The organism is Synergistaceae bacterium (genome assembly GCA_031267575.1).
Lineage (GTDB): Bacteria > Synergistota > Synergistia > Synergistales > Aminobacteriaceae > JAIRYN01.
On record JAIRYN010000017.1, the window covers coordinates 30,831 to 47,014 of the forward strand.

Genomic DNA, 16,184 nt, shown 5'->3' on the forward strand with positions numbered 1-16,184 from the left:
ATCACATGTTGATGAGCTGGCCGTGGAGGGCGCCAGCCTCATTAATGGCCTGCAAGATCTCGATGATGTCCCGAGGAGACGCCCCGATGGAGTTGATGGCCCTCACCAAATCGCGCACCGTGGTTGTGGCCGGCAGGGCGACCAGACTCGCGCCGCTTTCGTTGGCCGCGATATTCGTCTGGTTCTCAACCGCCGTTTGCCCACCTCCCAGGGGGTTAGGCTGAACCACGTTGGGGTTTTCCGCTACGGAGACGGTAAGGTTCCCATGAGCCACGGCCACGGAGCTGATCTTAACATCCCCCCCCATGACAACGGTTCCGGTACGCTCGTTTACCGCTACCCGAGCCCCTACATCGGGCTGAACCTCCAGCTTTTCCATCTTGGCCAAAAACGCCGCAGGAGCCCCCAGGTACTGTCCCGGTAAGTCCACCGTCACCCGACCCGCGTCCGTGGGATAGGACACAGCCCCAAAGATCGAATTGATCGCGTCTGAAATCCTTTGAGCCGTGGTGAAATCAGGAACGCGCAAAAGAAGCGCCATTTGCCCACCTCCCACGTAGTCCGACGGAACATCACGCTCAACGATAGCCCCGTTGGGAATACGAGCTACCGTCGGAACGTTTTTCGTAGCCGTGGCAGCCGCACCCGATGCCGTGTACCCCCCTACCAGTAATGGACCTTGGGCTACGGCGTAAACGTTGCCGTCCGCGGCCCTCAAAGGAGCTTGGAGCAACATTCCACCTTGAAGGCTTTTGGCGTCGCCCATAGTGCTGACATTCAGGTCGATGGTCTGACCAGGGCGCACGTAGGGCGGAAGTTCCGCAGTCAGCGAGACCACGGCAACGTTTTTGCTGCGAACCGACCGTTCATCTACAGTTACCCCGTACTGTTGCAGCATATTCTTCATCATCTGCATGGCCATAGGGGACTTGTCGCCCGTCCCGGCCAGCCCCATCACGATGCCGATGCCCGAAAGTTGGTTGGAACGCACGCCCTCGATATCCACCACATCTTTGATGCGCACCTGGGGATGCACCCGGCTGAAGTCCATATCGTCAAGGTTATCAGCTCCCCACGCCGCCAAAGTCCCTAAAACGCAGGTAAAAGCCCAAAGGGAAAGAGAGAGAGAAAGTTTCGAGAAGAATGTTTTTATATTCATGTTCGTTTTTCCGTGTCTAGAAAATAGCCTGAAGAACCTGGGTGAGAACTCCCGGGTTCTGGGTCCGGCTCAAAGCGCCCTTGCCCTTGATGGCCAGCTCCGCGTTGGCGATCAAATTGCTGGGGATCTGGTTGTTGTTGTTTACGTCCTGGGGTCGGATCACACCCACCAATTGCAACTGCAACGTTTCCTCGCTCGTCCGCACGTCCCGCGTCCCTTCGATAACCAAATTCCCGTTAGGCAACATGTCCGTCACCAGGCAGGCAATCGTCGTCCTACCGTAGTGGTTGCGCTCCACAGAGCTATCCCCCTTGGCGTCGTTGGTGGAGGTAAGCCCCAACTGCCGGATGAAACCCAAAATCCCCGTTCCGTTGCTAACCGCGTTGCTGGAGCTTTTCTTGAGATCCATGACCGCTTGGTCTTTCGTGCTCGTTCGCTCGTCCACCGTAACCGTCACAATATCCCCAATCCGACTGGGGCGCTGATCCGCCACCCAGTTGACTCTGTCGTTCCAAAGCGAAACAGCCTCGGCCGGATTTACCCCCAATGCCAAAAATTCCCCAAGGGTCACCACGACTCCTACAACAACGAGACTTCTCAGGATCTTTCTGGCCCCCGACATTACCTTCAATTTTACTTGCAATGATTTCACGGTACTGTCACCGATCCTTTCAGCGTACTAATATCTACTTATAACTAGCAAACACATTTCGCATAGTATTTCTTTGACTATAAAGTCAAAGAAAAAGCTAAATCTCGCCAAGCTCATAGAAAGATTCCACGAGCACCGTTGTAGTCCCAATCTACAACAATACTTCCCTCTTTGATAAACTTTAATAAACTTTGATAAACTTCGATAAACTTCGCGCTTCCAATCTTATCGTTTGGTTGTAAACATACCTCGACGCTCCCATCCATTGCCTCAGCGTCTGTTGCGATGTCTCGATTATTTTCTGTGGGTTTCGGTAGCGGGTACTCGGATACATCAACTCGCCCGTGACCTCCTTTTGTCCGAACACTTCCGAACACTATAGATCCTGCCTTCATCCGCCCACCTCCTAAGAGTTCCAATACTCAAACCTGTTTCCTCAGTGGCTATATTATAGTATATATAGGAATGAATATTTTAATTATCTACTATATACAACCTCCACCATATCCTCCGCCACAACCACCGCGCTCACGACAATCTTGCTGGCGATGTTACGCACCCGGATAGAGTCGCCCAAAACCCCGTTTTCGAGGGCTTCTCCCTTGGCCTCCACCCTTAAACCCGCGTCGTTTGCCATAATAGTGACGGTTTTTCCTTTATTTATTATCGACACGTCGGCAACAGAGTTGAGGGGAATCGTCTCTCCCTGAGAAAGATTTTTCTTGAGAGAACGACCTAACACCTCCGACGCCCGTGAGGCGTATACCCCGGCCCGGCTCACCCGTATCTGTCGGACAACGAAATCCGACTCCCTCAAAATTTCACCCCTTTTAACGGAACGGGACAATATCAAAGCGGGTTGGGTCCAGATAAGGCGCACCGCCAGAGATCGCTCCCGCCCCGCCGCGTCTTTGAACCTTAATGTCGCGGCTGAAGCTCCGGGAACCAAAGACCCAGGAGACACCAGGCGCCCCTTAGGAAGCGAGCCTCGGTATTCCACCTGAACGTCTCCCTTCCAACCCGCCAAAGATTTGACCAGCTCTTTCAGGTCCTCCTGTCTCCGTTCCGATCCCTGTTCCTCCTGTTCTCGTTCCGAAGAGGAAGAGGAAGAGGAGGAAGAGGAAGAAGTTCCGACCTGAGGAAATTCCACCGTAATCATCGAGGGCATCTTCAACTCGATGCGCACGCCCTCCAACCCGCTAACCCTCAGAGCGTTGACCACCTGCTCCCTGGAAATAACTCCATCCTCCACCAACAAAAGCAACATTCCTATCCGCTCCGTCAGATCCTTGGGTCCTTCGAGGGTGGCGATGTCGGAAAGCACACAAGCCTGCTCCGACAACTGAAGGACGGACGGAATGGAAATCCGCAAGGTCTCCGCCGCCTGAAGAGGATCGGCGTTCCCAAAACACAAATAGAAAAACACCCATGCGAAAAAACGGCGGAAAAACTTCCGCCGTTCGATTCGCCTGCCCATCTCTATCGCTTCAAGCCGTTGGCTATTCGAAGAAGGTCGTCCGCCGTCTGGACGCCTTTGGAGTTGGCTTCGTAGGCCCTTTGGGCGACGATCATACCTACCATCTCGTCCACCACCTGAACGTTGGACATCTCCAATAAGCCTTGGCGTACCTCGGACATGCCATCCACACCTGGCGCCGCCAACACGGGAGCTCCGCTAGCGTCCGTCTCTAAGAAGAGATTACTGCCCACAGACAAGAGCCCCGCTGGGTTGATGAAGCGCGCCAACTCCAGTTGTCCCACTTCTTGGGTCGCCGTCTGCCCCGCCAGCTTCACGGAAATCATGCCGTCATTGCTGAGCATAACTTCGACCGCGTCCTCCGGAATGATAATAGCGGGCTCCAACAACAGCCCCTCATGACTCACGACCTGCCCCTCACCGTCTACCTGCCAGGCTCCAGCGCGAGTGTAACCGATGTTGCCATCCTGCATAATGACCTGAAAATACCCTTGGCTTCCCGCGACGGTCCAATCCAGTGGGTTGTCCGTTACTTGTAGGTTCCCCTCCGTCATGAAGGTGGGAGTCCCGACCACCCGGGTTCCCAAACCCACCTGAACCCCCGTGGGAATCGTGGAGTTCGGGTCCACCGGCGTACCCGGCTGACGGTCTATTTGATAAAGCAGATCTTCAAAATCCGCGCGCTTTTTCTTGTATCCCGTGGTATTGACGTTAGCCAAGTTGTGGGCTACAACATCGAGGTTCGTCTGCTGCGCGATCATACCCGACGCGCTGGACCAAAGCGATCTCAACATAATTATCAAAAACCTCCCGAAGTTCTCAAAATGGGGTCAAGGGACAAATCCCCTGCGAGTTTTTTTAGTTAAGGGACGGTGCTTCAAGACTTTTACTTGCATTGACATACTCCCACGACTAAAGTCATGGGATTGTAAAATTATTCAATTTGAATAATTTTACTGCCTGCCGTATGAGGTAATCAGCTTGCCATTTTGCTCGTCGTGGGTCATCAGGGCTTTCGAAGCGCCCTCGTAAGCGCGCTGGGCCTCGATCATCCGCACCATTTCCTCCACCACACTGACGTTGGACATCTCAACAGCCCCTGTCATGAGCCTCACGTTCTCCACACCCACTGGCCCCCCAGAGTTGTCGTTGACCGCCAGGGTATTCCGGCCCACCTGCTGAAGGTATGTGGGATTTTCAAAGGTGAATAGGGCCAACTGCCCTACTATTTCTCCATCAGCGAGAACTTGGCCATCGCTCAGAATCTGAGCTGCGGCGGCGTCTCCGATTGCAATAGGGCCTCCGTCACCCTGAACACTCATCCCATCTAAAGTGACTAGCGTCCCATCCTGCCCCACCAGAAAATTACCCTGCCGCGTGTAATAGGTGTTGCCTTGGTTGTCCTGGACGGAAAAAAAACCGGGTCCGTCGATAGCCACGTCAAAAGGCGCGTCCGTGGTGCGGACCACGCCGGGACGGATATCCATGTTGCTCTCGGAGTAAATATTGGCCAGGGCCATTCCCCCGATGCCCTGCTTGCCCTTCCAGTTCATCGTGAAAGGCGGAGCAGTCATGAGCTTAATTTCCCCGTCCTCCGAGACTTTCTCGACACGATCCATCAAAGCGCTGAACTCCGCGTTGACTGGAACTCGTCGGCGGAACCCCACCGTATCAACGTTAGCAAGGTTATTCGTCACTACGTCCAAATGTGTTTCCTGTATCAACATGGCCGAACAGGCCGAATAAAGTCCTCGATTCACGACGCGCCCCCAGTGTTTCTTAATTTAAACATTTCAATATCTCATAATTTCATATTTAAACATTTCAATATTTCATATTTAAACATTTCAATACCTGCGCTTTCGACCTCGCTTCACGTTCACCAACAGCCCGCTGCGCCCTGTGTGTTTGAGCCGGTCAATTTCGGCCATCGCTTTACCCGTTCCCAAAGCAACACATTCCATCGGGTTCTCCGCGACAAAACAGTTGATACCCGTCTGCTGGGTGATAAGTTCGGTCAACCCCTTTAGCAGGGAGCCTCCGCCCGTAAGCACGATCCCTCTATCGATAATATCGGCCGAAAGTTCGGGGGGCGTTAATTCTAAAACGTTACGAACTCCATCCACCAATGTCTGAACCATCTCCCCGATGGCCATGTTCACCGCGGAGCTGGAGACCTCAATCTGACGAGGTAGCCCCTGAACCAGGTCGCGCCCTTTGATGATCATGCGAAGGTCCTCTTCCAGGGGGATGCAGGTTCCGATCATGATCTTCAGATTTTCCGCTGTTTGCTCGCCGATGGCCAAGTTGTACTGGCGGCGCAGGTAGCGCATAATGCCCTCGTCGAACTTGTCGCCGCCGATCCGCAGGGATTTAGAGACCACCACCCCCCCTAGGGAGATGACGGCGATGTCGGTGGTTCCTCCGCCGATGTCCACCAGCATCTTGCCCCGGGCCTCCTCCACGTTGAGGTTGGCTCCAATGGCGGCAGCCATAGGCTCCTCGATCAAATAAGCCTCTTTGGCCCCTACCTCCAGGGCCGCTTCCAGCACAGCGCGTCGTTCCACGTCCGTAGCCCCCGACGGCACGCAGATCATCGCCCGGTTTTTGAAAAAGCGATCCCATCCCTTGGTCACACGCCTCATGAAGTGCTGAAGCATGGCCTCCGTCATGGAGTAGTCAGCAATGACTCCGTCCCGCAGGGGGCGCACCGAAACGATGCTTCCCGGCGTTCTGCCCACCATGTTTTTGGCCTCGTAGCCCACGGCCAGGATGTTGCCGTTGTCGAGATCCACGGCGACTACTGATGGTTCCCGCAGGACTACACCGCGTCGTTTTTCGTAAATGAGGATCGTAGCCGTACCGAGGTCTATCCCAATATCCGTTCCGAACATCCGCTACTCCTCCTAAGGGAACGCGTTCCCCGATCGGCCGACAAAAGTAAATTCATCATAGGCGGCGCGCCAGAAATAAAGCCCGCTCGCCGGAGCCGTCATCGCCGAAGCGTCACGCCCGCTCCCGCTCAAAAGCCCTTCGAGCCAGGTCGGCGGCTTCTCTCCACGTCCGACTTTATCGATATTTCCCACCATGATACGCACCATATTCATCAAAAAAGACGGCGCGCGTACCAGAATCAAAGACAGATCGCCCCTTTTTTTATAACGAACGCGGGACAATGTGCGCACGCTATTCTCCGGACACTCCCCTGTCTTGCAGAAGGCTCGGAAATCATGATCCCCCTCTAGGATCCGGCAGGCTTCCCTCACCTTTTCCGAGTCCCAACAATATTTCCGCCACCAGACCAAATTTCGGAGGTGGGGCCAACAACTCTCGTCGTGCCAGACAAAATAACGATATTCCCTCCAAAGGGCACTGTGTCTGGCGTGAAAATCCTGAGACACTTCCCGAACTCGCATTAAAGACACGTCGGATGGCAGGTAAAAATTCGCGGCCTTCATCAGCCTACAAGGATCCCAGACTTTACCTAGGTCGAAAGACACCACCTGCCCCACTGCGTGAACTCCGCTGTCCGTACGCCCCGCCCCCGTCACCTTCACCGGCTCGGAGGAAAGGTGCCCAAGGGCCTCCTCTATCACCTGCTGAACCCCCAGGGCCTTGGGCTGACGCTGCCATCCCGCGTAATTCGTTCCCACGTAAGCCACCTGCGCCGCATACCTCAAAAAAGCGCTCCTTGGATCCCCGCGGCGTGGAGAAAAGCAAAAAACGCCGCCAGAAGCACGACAAAAATTGTAGCGCCAGTGTCTGTTTTTTTCCAGATCAAGGGACGCCTTCGCGTGCGCCCCTCTCCTCCTCGGTAGCCCCGAGCCTCCATAGCCAGAGCCAGTTCCTCCGCGCGCTTGAAGATGATGACGAAGAGAGGAATGATCACGGGAAAGAAGGCTATCATTCGCCGCGCCGCGTTGCCTTGGTCCAGCTGAGCACCCCGAGAAAGCTGCGCCTTTACAATGCGGTCGGTCTCCTCCATCAAAAGAGGAATGAAACGCAGGGCGACGTTCATCATCATTGCGAACTCGTGGGCGGGAAAGCCGAATCTCTGGAAAGGCGACAGAAGGGACTCCATACCGTCTGCCAGTTCCATTGGCGCCGTGGTCAGAGGCAGCAAAACAGTGAAGATAACCAGGAGCAAAAGACGCGCGGCCGCGATAAAACCCGTCTGGAGCGCGCCCAAGACGTCGGAGGTTTCCCATAGCCCTAAGTCCCATAAACCAGCCGCCAAGTTGAAAACAAAGGAAAAAAACACCAGAAAAAAGACGGGACGGCACGACCTAAGGACCATCTTCAGTGATAACCTGGCCAACCTCGCTGCGCCCCAAAAGGCCAGCCCCCAGAAGAAAAGCGAGGGAAGGTCATCGGCGGGAAATGTAGCCGCGAGTACCACCACCAGCAACAGCAACTTTGCCCTGGGGTCGAGAGAATGCACGAAAGACTTCACAGGAACATATTGTCCCATGACAATGGACGCGAAAGCCAAGAGATCGGAACTCCTTTTATGTGCGAATGCCAAAAACTTCAAAAAAGCTTCTGACTATTTTTTACTTTTTCTTACTTTTTCTTACTCTTTATATTCGTAGCTCAAAATCTCCGCATCGCCCCAGAGTTTCTCCAGTTTGTAAAAATCGCGGCCCTTTCGGCTGAAGACATGGACAGCCACGTTGCCCGCGTCTAAAAGACACCAGTTGGAGCTGCCCACTCCCTCGACTCTCACCGCGTGTCCATCCCGCTCCAGAGCCTCCTGTGCCGCCTCAATCAAGGTCTTCATGTGCACCTCGGAGTTTCCCGTCACCAAAATAAACACGTCCGCGAGAGTTCCTATTTCTCCCAGGTCGAGGCCGACAATTTCCTGTCCCTTTTTGTCGGCCAAGGCATCACAAACATAGCCATACTCCGCAAGCGTACTCATAGGCGGTCCATTCTCCCTTTTTTCTTTTTCTCTTTTTAAATTCAAATTCAAAAACGAACACCTTCTAGACGCTTGAAGATGGTCTCCTTATCGTGTCCCAAAATGACCGAGACCATCGACGCCGTTCGATTTTTTTGCACCAGCGATTTGTTGGAGATGCCGCAGAGCCGCGCCAATGCTTCCGCCGCCTGACGATCACTTTCCGTGGCACCTTCAGGATAGACGATGTTCGAGGTGTAATAGTCAAAGTGCCGGGCGTTACCCGTGTAGACCACGTCAACCCCCAGCTTTTGGAAAATCTGGGAGGCCCGTTTGCCCAGCCCGTTCGCGCCGTCGCCGTTCAGAATGCCGATCTTGCCGATCTGCCCCACCAGGTCCAAGAACGTTTCTTCGCTCAGACCGGGAGGCGTCACCGTCGTTTCATCGACAAACTGTCCTCTTACAAGCCCACCAGGGGCAATGCCATTAGAGCCAAGGCCGCTGGGGCTTTCCTCGTTGGGGTCGGCGACCAGCAAAGGTGTCAATTGGGTGATGTCCAGAATCCAATAGCTCACATCCCCGATGTAGGATGCCTTTCCTGGAGCCATAGCAACCTTGATCCGATCACCGGGTAACGAGTTGGCAAATTGCATAAGTTTGATGGCGTCTCTGGGGCTTAGATCCGTGTTGACCGCGGCCACCGCCTCAGAGACCACAGACGCAATATTGGTGAGCGACCGAGACTTCAATTTCTCCAGGAGAAGGGAGATGACTCGCTGCTGGCGCTGAACGCGCCCGATGTCGCCCAGAGGGTCATGGCGAAAACGCACGTATTCCAACACTGTTTTGCCAGGCATGTGCTGCTGGCCCTTGGGGATGTTGATGAAGAGCTTGGCGGAGTAATCCGTGTAAGCCAATTTCTTTTCGACATAGATGTCAATGCCTCCCATAAGATTGATGATGCGTGGAAAGCTGTCGTAATTGATGATGGCGTAATAGTTGATGCCCACATTCAGAAGGTTCATCACCGTTTCTTTCAGAAGGTTGATGCCCCCGTAGACGTAGGCGTGGTTGATTTTGTCCCAGTGCCTCCCCGGAATGAAAACCCGCGAGTCCCTAGGGATGGAGATCATACGAATAGACTGGTTGTCCAGATCGAAGCAGGCCAGGGCAATGGCGTCTGAGCGGCGAACTCCGTCCACGTCGTCCAAGCCCACGACCAGAAGATTCACCGTTCCCAAGGTAGAATCAATCTTGAGAGAGGACCTTGGAGTGGCGTCGTCCGACTCTAAAGCGCCCCGCTCTGTCTCAGCCGACGGAACGATCAGCAACCGCTTGTATTCTTCCGCGATACGCCACGTGGCGCCTCCCACCGTCGCTGTCAAAACGAAGAATACGATGACGAATATCTTGAGAAAATTCAAACCCGCGGCACCTCCGATCCTTTATAAAGTCCGCAGCTCTCGATGTAATTTTCGACCAAATGGGGAACGAGGAAACGGATGCTCCTCCCCTCACGGACGCGGGAACGAATTTCGGTGCTGGAAATGGCGAACTGTGGGATCTCCACCACCTTCAAGCCCCGGCGAATGACGTCAGGCAAAGCGCCCACCCCCGCCACGGAGTACCCCGGTCGAGTTGCCGTCACCAGCGTACAGAGAGACGGCAAACGCATGTAATCCTTCCACGTGTCGATGCTCAAAAGCGCGTCCAATCCCGTGATGAAAAAAAGTTCGAGAGGTTGAATGCTCCTTTCTAGGAACTCCTTCAACGTGTCTACCGTGTGGGACGCCAGCGCGTGAGATGAACGGTCACGATCAATTTCCGTGCGGGAAACGAAAAACTCCCGCACCCCGGCTGTGGCCAGAAGTGTCATAGCGTAACGGTCCTCCGAGGGCGTGATAGGCCGGCTCCTTTTGTGAGGGGGCGTCCCTGTGGGAACGAACACAATCCGGTCCAGCGCCAACTCCCGCCGGCACTCCTCCGCCGCCAACAAATGGCCATAGTGAACGGGGTCGAAAGTTCCTCCCATAATTCCGATCTTCTCAGCCAAAAGCCCCTGTCCTCCCTCTACGGGGTCCATTACGAGGCCGAAACACTTTCACCCGGCACATCAGCTCTACTGCGCGCCGATTTTTAGATCGCCAGCCCCTAACCCGTCCCCATCATGTCACTATTCTATCAGGCAGAAAGTCGAACTCGACATCTCCAATATAAACTTTATCTCCCTCCATCGCCCCCGCCTTTTCCAGGGCTTCTTCAACTTTCAGACGCTTCAGAACCCGGGCGAATTTCATTAAAGCGTCCTCCTGGTCGAAGTCAATGCGGCTTATAGTCTTTGCCAAGTTAGCGTGCTCGACCCGGAAACTTCTCCCGTTTCCCTCTGTTAGGCGAATCACCTGAACCGGCAGGGGAACCGTACCTCGCAAGCGGAGTGAAGTCACCACCTCCCCTCTCGCTAGCGCCTCTGATGGAAGATCACCTGATGGAAGATCATAGGAGGGACGCTGGTGGAGCCGGACCATTTCCACGATTTCCCTGATCAGCTCTGGAATGCCCTCTCCGTTTTTCGCGCTGGTCAAAAGACACCTCTGACCCAGCCGCTCCATTTCACGTTCCAAGGCCTGACCGTTGTCCTCCGTACCAGGAAGATCACTCTTGTTTCCCACCACCAAGCAGGGTCGCGTCAGCAGGCTCCCGCCGTAGGCCTCGAACTCCCGGAGCACCACCTCCCGATCTTTCAGGGGATCCCTCTCCGAGAGATCAATCACGTGAACCAGAAGGCGCGTGCGCTCCACGTGCCTCAAAAAATGATGCCCCAGTCCTTTGTTATCGTGAGCCCCTTCGATAAGACCTGGAACATCGGCAATGATAATCTGTTGGTCGTCCACCGCCAAGACCCCTAGGTTTGGGGAAAGGGTTGTGAAGGGGTAGCCCGCGATCTTGGGCTTTGCTCCGCTGATGGCCGACAGGATGCTGGATTTTCCCGCATTGGGGAAGCCCACGAGCCCCACGTCAGCGATGAGTTTCAGCTCTAGAAGTAGTGTCTTTTCCTCTCCGGCGTCGCCCTTTTCCGCAAAGCGCGGCGCGCGGCGAACGGAGGACGTGAAATGCGCGTTACCCCGGCCTCCGCGCCCTCCTTTAGCAGCCACAAAACGTTGTCCCGGCTCCAGCAGGTCCGCCATCAGCTCCTCTGTCTCCGCGTCGCGCACCAGAGTGCCCTGGGGCAATTGAATGATCAGATCCTCCCCGTTGTGGCCCATCTGCATGGCACCCTTACCGTGACCGGCGTGACCGGCCTGAAACCTTTTGTTGTACTCGAAATCGGCGAGGGTAACGACTCCCCCAACGGCCTCCAAGACCACATCTCCGCCCTTGCCCCCGTCCGCGCCGTCGGGCCCCCCCTTGGGGAGATATTTTTCACGGCGGAAGCTCAGGCTTCCGTTGCCGCCTCTACCCGCTTTTATCGCGATTCTCGCCAGATCCACAAACCTCAAACGCATCACCACCAAATGGTTGAAAACTTCAGAAAGAACCCCAAAGTACAAAAAAGAAGGCCCCCACTTTCCGGAGCCCTCCGTCGCCATCTATAACTCCTCGGCAGAAAAAAGCGGGAAAAGAAAAGCGAAAAAAGAGAAAACTACACCAGTTCAGCCGGTTCGATAGAGACAAACTTACGGTCGCCTCGCGTCGCGAAAGCCACCTTACCGGGCGTCAAAGCAAAAAGCGTAAAATCGCGCCCCAATCCCACGTTTTTGCCCGGGTGAACTTTCGTCCCGCACTGCCGGACCAAAATATTGCCCGCCTTGACGAGAGTCCCCGCGTAGGTTTTAATGCCCCGGTACTTGGGGTTGCTATCGCGGCCGTTGGTAGAGCTACCCTGCCCTTTTTTGTGGGCAAAAAACTGTATATCGAACTTGAAATTCACGATCTATGCACCTCCGAAACACTCACATGTCCGGCATAGCCAGACGCTATTTCCTTCAGGGACAACGCAATAGTCCTCGTCAAAAGATCCAGTTCCCGCGCTCGGCTCTTCGCCCACTCTACACGAATAAGAGGTATGGAGTCGTTCATCTCGCAGACCACATCTCCCGACGCCTTCGCCACGTCCCGGAGCCCCACGAGAAGCGCCTGAACCAGGGTCGAAACCGCCGCGCAGACCACGTCCTCCCCTTTGGGCTTTTGCCCGGAGTGACCTCGGGATTCCAAACCCACGAGCCCCTGGTTCTCCCAAAACAAAGTAACGTGCGTCACTCTAATCGGCACCGAAAAGGTTCTAGACGTCGATGCCCTTGACACGGATTTCGGTGAAATACTGGCGATGTCCGCGTAGACGCCGTTCGTTCTTTTTGCTCTTAAACTTGAACACCAACACCTTGTCGGCGCGGGCTTGGGAAAGAATCTCTGCCTTCACACTGGCTCCCTCCACTAGAGGCGTTCCGAACTTTGTGGAGTTTTCCTCCCCCACCATGTGGACCTTGTCAAGAACTATCTCTTGCCCAACTTCGCCCTCCACGCGCTCCACGCGAAAGACATCGCCTACCTGCACACGATATTGTTTACCGCCTGTTTCTACAACGGCATACACTTTCTTTTCCTCCCTCCGCTGGTCCGAGGCTCCCTCTGATTAACCCTGACTCTGAGGATATTATGCCTCACCCATGCGATACACGATGCACATATCTCTGCCATCACTTTACGGCTCATAAATTTTAAGCGCAGAAGCCCCTTCCGTCAACCGCACATTTCGGACAGGATGTAATTGTACGCTATATTTTTTCAGGCTTGAGCATTTCAATCCTCCCATTTATCCTCCCATTTGCTTAAGTCCAGTTTCCATCCCTCAATTGAAATGCTCAAGCCTGAAAAGGAATCTTAAAAAGAGAAAAATGTCTGGAAAAGACGATATTCAATCGTACCTGTCTATCCCCTGTCCATCCATCAAAGAGATTTCTCGCGCCAGTAGCGCGAGTTTCCCATTATTCCAAGATCAAGATATTATTCCAAGATATTATTTTATTCCGAGATATCTCGCGGATATCTCGCGAAATTGGCGCATACGCCAGATGATCGAAATAGTTTTCCGCGTCGTCGCTCGACTCAACGCCGCCAGGTGGCAGAATCATCGCTCAACGCCGCCAGGTGGAGGGGAAGAACAGCAGAATCACCGCGTAAAGTTCCAACCGTCCGGCAAGCATACAAAAGCTAAAAATCCACTTGACGCTGTCCGGAAGCCACGCGTAATTTTCGGTCGGCCCCAGGGAGCCCAGGCTCGGTCCTACGTTGCTCAGAGAGGCCAATACCCCGGAAAGCGTCGTCAAGACATCCAACCGCTCGCCTCCCAAGGCGGTCACGACCAGACAGGCCGCAAACAAAACCCACACGTAAAGCATAAAAAAAGCGGTCATAGAGTTGAGCGAAACCTGAGAAATCACCTTGCCATTCAACTTCGTGCGCAAAATAGCGCGCGGGTGCAGGAGATTCCAAATCTCCCCGCGAACGGTCCGCACCAACGCCAAAAGCCGAACCATCTTCAATCCTCCGCTTGTGGAGCCCGCGCACCCCCCGACAAACATGAGGAGCAAGATCAAAAACTGGGCAAAATAAGGCCATAAAGCGTAATCCTCCGACGCGAAACCGGTGGTTGTCACCAGGCTCACGACTTGAAACGCCGCGGCCCGCGTCGCGTGTCCCAGACCCGAATAGCTCCCCAAAAAAACAAGAGCTATGACGATCAGAACAATCGAACCCAAAACAAAAGCTAGGTAAAAGCGAAACTCATCATCCCACCCTATTTTACGCCAGTTATGATGGCTTACCCGTAAAAACCCCGTCAAAAAAAGAAAGTGCAGCGAAAAATTGACCCCTCCCAAAAACATGAAAAACGTAACAACCCACTCGATGTAAGGAGACCGATAATAGGCGATGGAGGCGCCGCGAGGCGAAAATCCACCTGTGGCAATGGTGGTGAAGGAGTGACTGAGGGCGTCGAAGAAACTCATACCTCCAAACATCAAAAATACCGTTTCCACCGCCGTTAACAGAACGTAGATTCCCCACAGAAACAAGGCCGTCTGCTGCATACGCGGTGTCAGCTTTTCCGGCATGGGGCCGGGAGCTTCGAGCTTGTAGAGTTCCACTCCCCCCACACCCAGAAAAGGCAAAATGGCGAGGCTCAAAACGATGATCCCCATACCTCCCAACCATTGGGTCATGCCGCGCCAAAACAGAAGCCCCCGGGGCGCGCTCTCAATGTCGATCATGACCGTGGCACCCGTCGTCGTAAAGCCGGACATCGTTTCAAAAAAAGCGTCCGTGTAGGTGGGGAGAACGTCGGTGAGCACGTAGGGCAAAGCTCCTACCGCTGTGGCGATCACCCAGGACAACCCCACCACGGCAAGGGCCTCCCGAACTCCAAGTTCCTCGTAATCCGCTTCCCTGGCGCCCGCGTGAAAAAGCGCGAAACTGAACGCTATTCCACAAACCAACGACAGGGCGAAGGCTTGAAAATCCTCGGTATGGTCGATTACGGCCCAAATCATGGGAAAAATCATCGATAACGAGACAATCAAAGAAATCAGCGAAAGAACCCGCGCCACAAGTTTAAATCTCAAAGAAACTCTCCTCTATCCAAAAAATTCCGCTGCGACGCCCATTTGAGCAGTCGAAGCGAAAAGGATCACGTGGTCGCCACCTTTGAGCTGCGTACCGCCGTCGGGAACGAAGACGTTCTTGCCCCTTCCTACCAGGGCCACCAACACACCCTTGGGAACCCCCATCTGAGCCAAAGAAATACCCGCAAGTTTGTGCTTTTCCGACAGCACAACCTCCAACATCTCCGCGTCGATCTTCTCAAGGATTGACAAAGCCTTGGAACTTCCAGGATAGCGGATATAGCGCAGAATCACCGCCGCCAGGGCCTCGTTAGGATCCACCACCGCGTCGATGGGCATGATTTCAGGCATATTGAGATAGAGCCGCCTCCGGATCACCGCGATGCTCTTGTGAACCCCCAATGACTTCGCCAGGGCGCCGTAGATCAGGTTGGTCTCGTCGGATTCTGTGGCACAAACGTAGCCATCCGCGCCGTTAATCCCCTCCTCCGTCAATAACACCTCGTCCGCGCCGTCGGCGTTCAAGACCAACGTTCTCCTTAACTCTGACGCTAATTTGTCGCAATGCCCGCTGTCATGGTCGATGAGACGAATCTCTACGCCTCGGTAGTTCGTCTCCAGTCTTTGAGCCACCTGAAAACCCAGTTTTCCTCCCCCTACAACGAAAACACGCTTCAAAGAACGAGAGGAGTGAAGCTGAAACAGCTTTTCCAACCTCCAAACCTGTTCACGATCAGACACCACGTAACAAAGGTCGTTCTCCTTCAGCACCGTGTCGCCGTTGGGGACGAGATGCTCCTCGTCAGGTCGTTCCACGTAGACGACAATAGCGATGAGATCGGAGTTTTTCATGCGCATTTCTTTCAGGGAAAGCCCCACGAGAGGAGACTCGGCCGCGACGTGAAAGGCGTAAATGGCCGCCTGCCCCCCTAGCAGTTCTGCCGTGTGGACGGCGGTGTTGACGGACAACAACTCCAAAATCTCCCTGGCCACGGACCGTTCAGGGGAGATCATCATGTCGATGCTCAGGTCATTGGCCCAGGCCGATGAGTCGGTAAACTCAAGCCCTCGGGCCCGGGCGATCACCCGCTTGACTCCCGCGTGCTTGGCGATCCAACAAGAGAGAATATTGGCCTCGTCGCGGTCGGTGCAAGCTACCAGAAAGTCCACGTCACAACCCTCCCGAACCCCTGCCTCGTAGAGCACCTGGGGCCTCGCGCCGTTGCCGTGCACCACCCGCACGTTTAGCTCGCTTTCCGCTTTCGCGGCCCGTTCTTGGTTTTGTTCCACCATATTCACGTCATGTCCTTCTCCGGCAAGAGTGGCAGCAACGCTGAATCCCACCTCGCCCGCACCGACGATTACAATTTTCACGCAGA

At 54.5% G+C, this 16,184-nt stretch carries 18 protein-coding genes; all 18 read right to left on the reverse strand.

Going from position 1 to position 16,184, the window contains the following annotated elements; translation table 11 throughout:
• Window position 1 precedes the first annotated feature (1 nt).
• The gene (locus LBJ36_02280; protein ID MDR1377865.1) at window positions 2-1,159 is read right to left on the reverse strand and encodes a flagellar basal body P-ring protein FlgI; all 1,158 of its coding nucleotides are present in this window, start codon (window positions 1,157-1,159) and stop codon (window positions 2-4) included.
• Window positions 1,160-1,175: 16 nt separating this feature from the next.
• Window positions 1,176-1,811, reverse strand: a complete 636-nt coding sequence (locus LBJ36_02285; GenBank protein MDR1377866.1) for a flagellar basal body L-ring protein FlgH — start codon at window positions 1,809-1,811, stop codon at window positions 1,176-1,178.
• A 181-nt stretch (window positions 1,812-1,992) separates the two neighbouring features.
• Complete coding sequence (locus LBJ36_02290; GenBank protein ID MDR1377867.1) at window positions 1,993-2,145, reverse strand: helix-turn-helix domain-containing protein; 153 nt, start codon at window positions 2,143-2,145, stop codon at window positions 1,993-1,995.
• Between the two features lie 144 nt (window positions 2,146-2,289).
• Complete coding sequence (gene flgA, locus LBJ36_02295; protein MDR1377868.1) at window positions 2,290-3,237, reverse strand: flagellar basal body P-ring formation chaperone FlgA; 948 nt, start codon at window positions 3,235-3,237, stop codon at window positions 2,290-2,292.
• Window positions 3,238-3,290: 53 nt separating this feature from the next.
• Window positions 3,291-4,082, reverse strand: a complete 792-nt coding sequence (gene flgG / locus LBJ36_02300) for a flagellar basal-body rod protein FlgG (GenBank protein ID MDR1377869.1) — start codon at window positions 4,080-4,082, stop codon at window positions 3,291-3,293.
• A gap of 159 nt (window positions 4,083-4,241) precedes the next feature.
• On the reverse strand, window positions 4,242-5,048 hold the full coding sequence (locus tag LBJ36_02305) for a flagellar hook-basal body protein (protein ID MDR1377870.1): 807 nt from the start codon (window positions 5,046-5,048) through the stop codon (window positions 4,242-4,244).
• Between the two features lie 87 nt (window positions 5,049-5,135).
• Window positions 5,136-6,182 (reverse strand): rod shape-determining protein, encoded by a 1,047-nt coding sequence (locus tag LBJ36_02310; GenBank protein ID MDR1377871.1) that lies wholly within the window; start codon window positions 6,180-6,182, stop codon window positions 5,136-5,138.
• A gap of 12 nt (window positions 6,183-6,194) precedes the next feature.
• A complete protein-coding gene (gene truA / locus LBJ36_02315; protein MDR1377872.1) occupies window positions 6,195-6,968 on the reverse strand; it encodes a tRNA pseudouridine(38-40) synthase TruA in 774 nt (257 codons plus the stop codon).
• Complete coding sequence (locus LBJ36_02320) at window positions 6,965-7,780, reverse strand: energy-coupling factor transporter transmembrane protein EcfT (protein ID MDR1377873.1); 816 nt, start codon at window positions 7,778-7,780, stop codon at window positions 6,965-6,967. Before LBJ36_02320 ends, truA begins: the two co-directional genes overlap by 4 nt.
• Before the next feature lie 81 nt (window positions 7,781-7,861).
• Window positions 7,862-8,209: a ribosome silencing factor gene (rsfS, locus tag LBJ36_02325; protein MDR1377874.1), complete on the reverse strand. Its 348-nt coding sequence runs from the start codon at window positions 8,207-8,209 to the stop codon at window positions 7,862-7,864.
• A 47-nt stretch (window positions 8,210-8,256) separates the two neighbouring features.
• On the reverse strand, window positions 8,257-9,612 hold the full coding sequence (locus LBJ36_02330; GenBank protein MDR1377875.1) for an LCP family protein: 1,356 nt from the start codon (window positions 9,610-9,612) through the stop codon (window positions 8,257-8,259).
• Entirely contained in the window at window positions 9,609-10,271 is a 663-nt protein-coding gene (gene nadD / locus LBJ36_02335; GenBank protein ID MDR1377876.1) for a nicotinate-nucleotide adenylyltransferase, read from the reverse strand. Before nadD ends, LBJ36_02330 begins: the two co-directional genes overlap by 4 nt.
• 82 nt (window positions 10,272-10,353) lie before the next feature.
• A complete protein-coding gene (gene obgE, locus LBJ36_02340) occupies window positions 10,354-11,775 on the reverse strand; it encodes a GTPase ObgE (GenBank protein ID MDR1377877.1) in 1,422 nt (473 codons plus the stop codon).
• Between the two features lie 53 nt (window positions 11,776-11,828).
• Window positions 11,829-12,116 carry a 50S ribosomal protein L27 gene (gene rpmA, locus LBJ36_02345; GenBank protein MDR1377878.1) on the reverse strand — a complete coding sequence of 96 codons (288 nt, stop codon included), beginning with the start codon at window positions 12,114-12,116 and terminating at the stop codon, window positions 11,829-11,831.
• Window positions 12,113-12,445, reverse strand: coding sequence for a ribosomal-processing cysteine protease Prp (locus LBJ36_02350; protein MDR1377879.1), 333 nt, complete (start codon window positions 12,443-12,445; stop codon window positions 12,113-12,115). Before LBJ36_02350 ends, rpmA begins: the two co-directional genes overlap by 4 nt.
• A gap of 22 nt (window positions 12,446-12,467) precedes the next feature.
• Window positions 12,468-12,779 (reverse strand): 50S ribosomal protein L21, encoded by a 312-nt coding sequence (rplU, locus tag LBJ36_02355; GenBank protein MDR1377880.1) that lies wholly within the window; start codon window positions 12,777-12,779, stop codon window positions 12,468-12,470.
• A gap of 541 nt (window positions 12,780-13,320) precedes the next feature.
• Window positions 13,321-14,805: a TrkH family potassium uptake protein gene (locus LBJ36_02360; protein MDR1377881.1), complete on the reverse strand. Its 1,485-nt coding sequence runs from the start codon at window positions 14,803-14,805 to the stop codon at window positions 13,321-13,323.
• Between the two features lie 12 nt (window positions 14,806-14,817).
• On the reverse strand, window positions 14,818-16,179 hold the full coding sequence (gene trkA, locus LBJ36_02365) for a Trk system potassium transporter TrkA (protein MDR1377882.1): 1,362 nt from the start codon (window positions 16,177-16,179) through the stop codon (window positions 14,818-14,820).
• Between the last annotated feature and the right edge of the window lie 5 nt (window positions 16,180-16,184).